The sequence below is a fragment of the Rubrobacter aplysinae genome (assembly GCF_001029505.1).
In the GTDB taxonomy this organism is placed as follows: Bacteria; Actinomycetota; Rubrobacteria; order Rubrobacterales; family Rubrobacteraceae; genus Rubrobacter_A; species Rubrobacter_A aplysinae.
This window is the reverse complement of the sequence record NZ_LEKH01000025.1, coordinates 20,686-28,407: the sequence shown is the minus strand read 5'-3', so window position 1 is coordinate 28,407 and position 7,722 is coordinate 20,686. Positions and strand designations below refer to the sequence as shown.

The following is a 7,722-nucleotide window of genomic DNA, read 5'->3' as shown; positions in this document are numbered from 1 at the left end:
AGACCCCCGTAGCCTTTATCTCTACGAGGACCTCGGCGCCTCTGGGCTCCTCTAGCTCCACCGTCTCTATGCTAAGTGGCTTCTCCGCCTCGAATGCTACCGCCGCCTTTATCTCCATCGCTGCTCCTATCCCTCGGACGCCGCTACTTACAAACATGCGCGGACGCCGACCGGGGCCGGCGCCGCGCCTCCGCAATATATGTGAATTCTAGCTACTCGAAGACCGCAACACCGGCCTCTGCCACCTCAGTGTCCTGATCCACGGTGCCACCGCTGACGCCGACGGCGCCGACCACGTTGCCGTCGCGCGTAAGCGGTATCCCGCCGCCAAAGATCACTATGCGGCCCCCGTTGGTGGTGTTTATCCCGAATAGGGGCTGGCCGGGCTGCGCCATGTCGGCGAGCTCCCCGGTCGAGACGCCGAGGGCGGCGGCGGTAAAGGCCTTGTCCACGGCGATGTCCACGCTGGCGAGCCAGGCCTCTTCCTGGCGGGCGAAGGACTTGAGGTGCCCGCCAACCTCCGCCACCGCGATGTTCATCGGCTGGCCGATCTGACGCGCTTTCTCTTCCGCGGCGGCGACGATCTCCTGCGCCTCCGCGAGCGTTACGGACTTTATTGGCTCCACTTACACTCCTTTACGACGCTAGCTTTACTAGCCTTATGCGTCCATCTTGCCCACGAACGACGCGCCCCAAGACAGCGGAGCAGAGAAGAGCCGGGCAGACGGCCCTGGCCCTTCTCGCTTTACCCCTCCGTTTGGCTCTTGTGGCGCCCGGCTTCTACTTGCGGGACCAGTGAGCTTCGTCTACGTCGGTCTCGGCCAGCTCCAGGGTTGCGGCGTGGCCGGTAAAGTTGACGTGGTTGTTCACGGCCACCAGCGCCTGCGGGCAGCACAGAAAGACGTTCAGCGCCTCGTCTATGACGAGCTTGTCTATCTGCTTCGCCAGCTGTGTGAGCTTCGGGGCCTCTTTCTCGTTCACCGAGGCCGCCAAAAGGTCCTCGAACTCCTGCACGGGAGGCCCGGCCCGGAAGGCTCCCAGAGAGTGGAAGTACTCGCGGTGGATCACGGCCGGAGGATACCCCGCGGCGAGGTCGAACCAGGCGTGGACCAGCACGTCGAATGGTAGCGGGAGGTTCTTCTCCACCAGCATCCGCTGCGCCGAGAGCAGCTCCGCGTCCGGGATGTGCATTATCTCGACCTCTATCCCGAGGGCGTCGCGGAAGCTGCCCGCGAGGTGCTCCGCGACGAGCGTAACGTCCGAGGTGCTCGCGAGCCTGAGGGCGCGGTCCCGGGGCCAACCGGCCTCCGAGAGTAGCCGCTTCGCCTCCCCGGGGTCGTGCGGGTACGGCTCCACCCCGTCGGGCGCGCCGCCGGAGTACGGCGGGGCCATCCCGGCCACCGGGTGGGCGTAGCCCTTGAAGACCTCGCTTATGAGGCCGGTCTTGTCGGCGGCGAGGTTGAGCGCCTTGCGGACGTTCACGTCGTCCATGAGTTCCGCGTCCCGGTTTATGAGGCCGCTCACGACGCGCAGGGCGTCCACGGAGACCAGGTGCGCGTACTCCGAGTCCTCGACCTTCTCCGCGTCCGCCGGCGAGACCTCGCTTACGATGTCGATCTCACCCTCCGTGCTGCACACCTTCTCAAGGGCGTCGGCGTGGTCTATGTCGTTGCGGTACACGACCTTCTCCAGCCACGGGCCGCGCTCGCGGTCCCAGTAGTCAGTGTTCGCCTCCAGCACGACGCGGTCGCTGCGCGGCAGATCTGTCGTAAGCCAGGTACAGACGAACGGGTTACCGCTCATCATGGCGATGGTGTTCTCGATGGTCGAGTAGCCCTCGGTGAGGGTAAACGGTCCCGAGCCCCACGGGCCCGGAGCGTCTATTGCTCACCAGTGTCCTTCGCCGGTGCCTATCTTCTGGTAACCGAAGCCGATCTCATCCCAGAACCGGCTCGAAGCTATGTGAAAGCCCCGGAACTTTGCCAGCGCGAGCCCGTCGGCCTCCGGGAAGTTGAAGCGTATCGTGTAGTCGTCCGGCACCTCCACGGTGGTCGCCGGGTCGAAGTTCAGATACGTCCCGGGCGGGTGCGGGGCCTTCCACTTCTGTACCTCGTCAAAAGCCCGCTTGATGCTGTGGGCGGTGAGGGCCTCCCCGTCCTGGAAGCGCACCCCCTGGCGGACCTCGACCACCAGCGTGTCGCCCTCCCAGTAGGAGTCTTCCATGCACGCCCCGACTATGTGCCCCTGCTCGTCGGTGCGGACCGGCTCCTCCATCGTGTTCCAGGTAATGTACAGCCAGTTCAGCGGGTGCGGGTCAACCACGTTGACCGTGCCAGCGGGTGTTTGCCCCCTGCCGCGAGCAGCGGTCTCCGGCGCTTGAGCCATGTATTCCTCCTGTCCTCTTGCGTCCCTTTTCCCCTGGACCGCCATTATATTGCGGCCAATACGGATGGAGCGTATACGATACGCGTGATGCTTTCAAGAACCTCAAGAATTCGGAGGGACCTGCTGTGGGGAGGCGGCCCCCGGAGCACGGCGGCGGCAGCAGGGTTAGAATCCGGGCATGATCGAGAGCGGATCGGGCGGGACAGACGGGATGGATCCGGGGAACAGCCGGGATCAGGCAGAGGCGATGGCGGCTACGCGCAGGATCATGGCCCGCGCCAAGCTGGAGTTCATGGGAGACGAGGACGCCGTGCCCGGTATCTTCACCGAGGAGGACCGGGAGTTTCTCGGCGACGACTCCGAGGAGCAGGAGCGCGAGGACCACGAGACCTTCGAGGCCTGGCACTCCACGATGGGCACCGATCCCGAGGCCGCCCTGCAGGAGCTGCGGCAGGGCGTCTACGACAGGATCATGGAAGGTCTCAAGGGCGTCTAGGGTCTGTAGCCCTCGCTTGGTCTCCCGAAAGCCTCTCGGGGCTACGGGATTGCGGGATTGCGGGAGTCGGGGTGGGGCCTTTTGGATTTAGGATGGGTTCAGGATGGAGTCAGCGTAGAGGCGAGATGAGAGACTCCGTGATTGGCAGGCGGATGCTGGAGTTGCTGGAGCGGGCCCCGGCCTTCGACCGGCTGCCAGAGGACGTACGCCGCGGCCTGCTCGGCGAGACCCACCTGCGCTACTACGAGCCGGGAGAGGTGGTGCTGGAGCAGGGCCTTACAGAGCACGATTACCTGTACATAATCGAGAGTGGCTTCGTGCGCCTCACCGACGCCCACACGGGCAGGCTGGTCGAGGAGTACGGCGAGGGCGAGATGTTCGGAAACTACGCCCTGATGAAAGGCGGCGAGCTGCCCTTCGAGGCCCGCGCCGTGGAGCCGACGGTAGGCCTGCTGCTCCGGGCGGGCCGCTTCCACGAGCTGTACGAGGAGCACGAGCCGTTCGCCTCCTTCTTCGACAAGGACATCCGGGGCTACTCTCCGGACGGCGAGGACCCGTTCGACGCCGCCAGCGCCTCCGGCTCGCGGCTACTCTTCGGGACCCAGCTGCGGGATCTCGTCAGCCAGGGACCCGTGATCTGCGCCCCGGACGCCACCGCCCGCGAGGCCGCCCGGGCGATAAGCGAGGCGGACGCCAACTCCGTAGTCGTGCTGGACGGCGGGCGGGTCGTGGGCATACTCTCGGACGCGGACCTGCGCAGCCGCGTGGTGGCCGAGGCCCTCTCCCCGGAGACTCCGGTCGCAGAGGTCATGAGCAGCCAGGTGATCCTGATGGATGCTGATGCTCAGGTCTTCCGGGCGCTCATGCAGATGCTCCGGTACCGGGCGAATCACGTCGTCGTCTCCGGCGGTCCGGGAGAGGCTTCGGGATCGGGGATACTGGGTGTGATCTCGGACCAGGACATAAGCCGCGCCCAGGGCCACAGCCCTGCGTTCATGAGCGACCGTATAGACGGCGCCCGCTCCGTCGCCGAGCTATCGGGGCTCAGGGCCGAGACCGACAAGCTCCTCATGGGCCTCGACGGTCAGGGGGTAAAGCCCGCCGACCTCATCTCTATAAACACCGAGCTGAACGACCGCCTGATGCGCCGCGCCATAGCCCTCGTCGAGGAGAGTCTGACGGAGGAGTATCCGCAGGAGAAGGTCGGCCTCTCCTGGGTGTGGCTCTCCCTGGGCAGCGAGGGCCGGGGCGAGATGGGACTCGTCACCGACCAGGACAACGCCCTGCTCTACGCCGACCCGGCGGACGAGGAAGAAGCCGAGAGAGCCGAGCAGTGGTTCCGGCGGCTCGCCGAGAGGACGAACGAGGCGCTGGCGAGCTGCGGCTTCGCCCTGTGCAAGGGAGACATCATGTCCCGCAACCCCAGGTGGCGGCAGCCGCTCTCGGGGTGGAAAGAGACTTTCCGGACCTGGATCGTCTCCCCCGAGCAACAGCAGCTAATGCAGGCCTCGACCTTCTTCGACCTGCGCGGGCTCTACGGGGACCTCTCGTTGGCCGAAGAGCTAAAGGCCTCGATACGCCGGTCGCTGGCGGAGGAGCAGAGATTTCTGCCCTTCCTGGCCCGCGAGGCGCTCTCGAACCGGCCCCCGCTCTCCTTTTTCCGGCGCTTCGTCGTGGAGCGTTCCGGCGAGTACCGGCACACCTTCAACGTAAAGCGGCGCGGCCTGCGGCCGCTCGTGGACTCCGCCCGCATACTCTCCATACAGCTCGGCTACCTGGAGTCGGCAAACACCGTGTCGCGGCTCCAGAACGCCGCGCAGGGCATCCCGCAGCTCTCGAAGACGATGGAAGACGCACTAGACGCATATCGCTATTTGGCCGAGCTGCGCATGATCCACCACCTCGCGGCCATAGAAGCCGGCGAGGAGCCAACCAACCAGATCAACCCCTCACGCCTCACCAACACCCAGCAGAGCATGCTAAAGGTGGTCTTCTCCACCGTCCAGGAGGTCCAGGACGCCGTCGCCCGCCGCTACGGCATAGACCCAAAGCTCTAACCCGCGCAACCACGAGCAGCCTCACGTCAACCTTTTTACTGTATTACATGCACTTTAATTAATTTATTTGATACAGTATTGGACTGTACGCTGCAGATTTGATTCAGGAAGGTTTGAAATGGAGACCAGGATAACCAGTGACTCGCGGCTTTTTTCCGGAGTTAGTATTGGGGAGGTCGAGCTAGAGAATCGTCTGGCGGTGGCTCCCATGACCCGGGTTAGCGCCACCCACGAGGGCTTGGCGACAGAGGACATGGTCGCCTACTACGAGAGCTTCGCGCGCGGTGGATTCGGTCTGATCATTACCGAAGGCATCTACCCGGACGAGGCCCACGGCCAGGGCTACTGGAACCAGCCAGGGCTCGCCAACGACGAGCAGGTCGAGTCCTGGAGGCGTGTTACGGAAGCCGTACACGAGCAGGGCGCGAAGATATTCGCCCAGCTAATGCACGCCGGGGCGCTGGTACAAGGCAACCGTTTCACGGAAGGGACCATCGGGCCTTCCGCGGTGCCACCGAAGGGCAAGAAGATGGAGATGTACGGCGGAAGCGGCGACTTCAATCTACCGGAAGAGCTTGGCCACGAAGGTATAAGCGAAGTGATACGGAGCTTCACGGCCGCAGCTTTGCGGGCTCGCGAGGCGGGCTTCGACGGGGTCGAGATTCACGGGGCAAACGGGTATCTGCTGGACCAGTTCTTGACCGATTACACCAACCGGCGCACCGACGAGTACGGCGGTCCGGTCGAAAATCGGGTGCGCCTGAGCGCCGAGGTGGCGGAGGCCGTGCGCCAGGCCGTGGGTAGAGACTTCCCGGTCGGGATGCGCGTCTCGCAGGCCAAGGTGAACGATCCGGACCACGCCTGGGCCGGCGGCGAGTCGGACGCCGCAGTAGTGTTCGGCAGGCTCTCGGAGGCCGGTCTGGACTACATCCACGTTACAGAGCCCACGATAACAGAGCCCGCCTTTGGCGATGGACCGACGCTCGCCGCGCTCGCCCGGAGATACGGCGGCGGGGTAAGCGTCATCGCAAACGGCTCCCTGCACGACCCGCGAGATGCGGAGAGCACGGTTCGGGAGGAAGCGGACGTCGCCGCCCTGGGTAAGAGCGCCCTGGCGAACATGGACTGGCCAAACCGGGTGCGCGACGAGCACCCCCTGGAAGACTTCGACCCGCAGGTACTGGAGTCTCTCAGGAGACTGTAGAAGATACCCTGGAGCCTCGCTCTTGCGGGGCTCCGGGATCTCGGCGGTGATCGCCGGAGGCTCACGGTGCGTATTACTCTAAAAGGTCTACATCCAATATTAGGAGGCATCGTGGCCGGATCGCAAGCCTCGACGCAGGAGATCGGCGGCGGAGTACACCGTTTCGCCGACGGCATCGTCAACTGGTACCTGATACAGGATCAGGGCCAGCTCACGCTGGTAGACACTGGCTGGCCGCGTAGCTGGCCCCGCATCGAGCGCGCCATCTCTGAGCTCGGATTCTCCCCGGCAGACGTGGCGGCGGTGGTCCTGACACACGGCCACCCGGACCACCTCGGGGCCGCCGAGAAGGCACGCCAAGAATGCGAGGCCCCGGTAATGGCTTACAGCGGCGAGGTCGGTCGCGTCCGCGGAGAGGCCAAGGGCTCCTCGCCGTTCGCGATGTTGCCGGACCTCGTGCCCGAGCTCCGGCGGGTAGCATCATTCAAGTTCGTCGGGGAAGCCACGGTGCAGGGCTTCATGACGCCGACGTGGGTACAGGAGGTGGAGCCCTTCGAGGCCGACGAAAAGCTAGACGTACCGGGGAGGCCCGTGCCACTGCGCACCCCCGGTCACACCGAGGGTCACGTCTCGTTGCTCCTGGAGGAGCCGGGGATCTTGATCGCCGGCGACGCCCTCCTGACGCTAAACCCGCTGACCCGGGAGGAAGGCCCGTGCCTGCCCCCACCCCCGGTCAACTCCGACACGGCGCAGGCCCGGCGGTCCCTGGAGACCATAGAGGAGGCTAGCGCCGACACACTACTCCCGGGCCACGGCGAGCCCTGGCGAGAAGGCGCGGCGGAGGCGGTTGCCCGGGCCAGAGAGCGTGACGCCTCCGGCTCCTAGCGAGGACGCTGCGGGTTCGGCCTAAGGCTCTAGTTCGCTCTCACGAATCGCCGCCGGTGTAGAATTAGCCTCGATATTGAATCTCCGTCAGCACGGAGCCGTCAGCACGGAGCCGCGTAATGGTTGGAACTAAGGAGTTGCTTTGCCAGCTCGAGGGGCTGGAGCGAGAGATCGACTCTCTCCTGGAAGAGCGGGCCAGCCTGGATCACGCCCTGCATTCCACCAGCCTCCGCCTGAGTCTACCCGGGAGACTCTACCTCCGCTTTACGATCCGGGGACTCAAACAGAGGCTGGTCGTGCTCAAGCTGCGGCGGAACATGGTCTATAACGGCTACCTCCAGCTCCGACGAGACGAGGCCCGGCGCTCGTAGGAGTCTGGCTTTAGAATATCCGGCATGAAGGATCTCACGGACATGAACCATCCCGAAGAGCTTCTCGCCGAAACGGAGCTCACCGATAAGCGCATCGAAGAGCTAAAGGATTACCGTAGGGTGATGCTCGAACGCGTAAACTCGTCCAAGGGCCTGACCCGCCTGCTACACAACTTCAACTTTATCCTCTCCGAGAAGCAGATCGTGCGTCACATCAGGTTTCTCCAAATACAGCGGGGCAGGATAGAGGTCCACTACGAGAGGATGTTCGGTGAAAAGATGCCCGACCCGGCCGAAGCGGGGCCGGGCCAAACATCCTAGCTC

At 64.6% G+C, this 7,722-nt stretch carries 9 protein-coding genes and 1 pseudogene; 6 read left to right on the top strand and 4 right to left on the bottom strand.

Translation table 11 applies throughout. From position 1 onward, the window contains the following. From ABD53_RS18055 to ABD53_RS15235, 4 genes and pseudogenes are all read right to left on the bottom strand, one after another. Positions 1-118 (bottom strand): annotated as a pseudogene (locus ABD53_RS18055) (S-(hydroxymethyl)glutathione dehydrogenase); the annotation flags it as partial. Positions 119-212: 94 nt separating this feature from the next. Beyond that, positions 213-626, bottom strand: coding sequence for a GlcG/HbpS family heme-binding protein (locus tag ABD53_RS15245; RefSeq protein ID WP_047866687.1), 414 nt, complete (start codon positions 624-626; stop codon positions 213-215). Positions 627-780: 154 nt separating this feature from the next. Next, entirely contained in the window at positions 781-1,806 is a 1,026-nt protein-coding gene (locus ABD53_RS15240; RefSeq protein ID WP_047866686.1) for an ABC transporter substrate-binding protein, read from the bottom strand. Between the two features lie 81 nt (positions 1,807-1,887). Further along, positions 1,888-2,385, bottom strand: coding sequence for an ABC transporter substrate-binding protein (locus tag ABD53_RS15235; protein ID WP_047866685.1), 498 nt, complete (start codon positions 2,383-2,385; stop codon positions 1,888-1,890). A 178-nt stretch (positions 2,386-2,563) separates the two neighbouring features. Here ABD53_RS15235 and ABD53_RS17360 point away from each other — a divergent pair, with 178 nt between their 5' ends. From ABD53_RS17360 to ABD53_RS15205, 6 genes are all read left to right on the top strand, one after another. Next, positions 2,564-2,881, top strand: coding sequence for a hypothetical protein (locus ABD53_RS17360; protein ID WP_047866684.1), 318 nt, complete (start codon positions 2,564-2,566; stop codon positions 2,879-2,881). A gap of 125 nt (positions 2,882-3,006) precedes the next feature. After that, positions 3,007-4,938: a DUF294 nucleotidyltransferase-like domain-containing protein gene (locus ABD53_RS15225; protein WP_047866683.1), complete on the top strand. Its 1,932-nt coding sequence runs from the start codon at positions 3,007-3,009 to the stop codon at positions 4,936-4,938. Positions 4,939-5,056: 118 nt separating this feature from the next. Further along, on the top strand, positions 5,057-6,142 hold the full coding sequence (locus ABD53_RS15220; RefSeq protein WP_047866682.1) for an oxidoreductase: 1,086 nt from the start codon (positions 5,057-5,059) through the stop codon (positions 6,140-6,142). Between the two features lie 111 nt (positions 6,143-6,253). Continuing rightward, positions 6,254-7,027, top strand: coding sequence for an MBL fold metallo-hydrolase (locus ABD53_RS15215; RefSeq protein ID WP_047866681.1), 774 nt, complete (start codon positions 6,254-6,256; stop codon positions 7,025-7,027). Positions 7,028-7,146: 119 nt separating this feature from the next. Continuing rightward, a complete protein-coding gene (locus tag ABD53_RS15210) occupies positions 7,147-7,398 on the top strand; it encodes a hypothetical protein (protein ID WP_152670810.1) in 252 nt (83 codons plus the stop codon). Between the two features lie 24 nt (positions 7,399-7,422). Then, complete coding sequence (locus ABD53_RS15205; RefSeq protein WP_047866679.1) at positions 7,423-7,719, top strand: hypothetical protein; 297 nt, start codon at positions 7,423-7,425, stop codon at positions 7,717-7,719. Positions 7,720-7,722 lie beyond the last annotated feature (3 nt).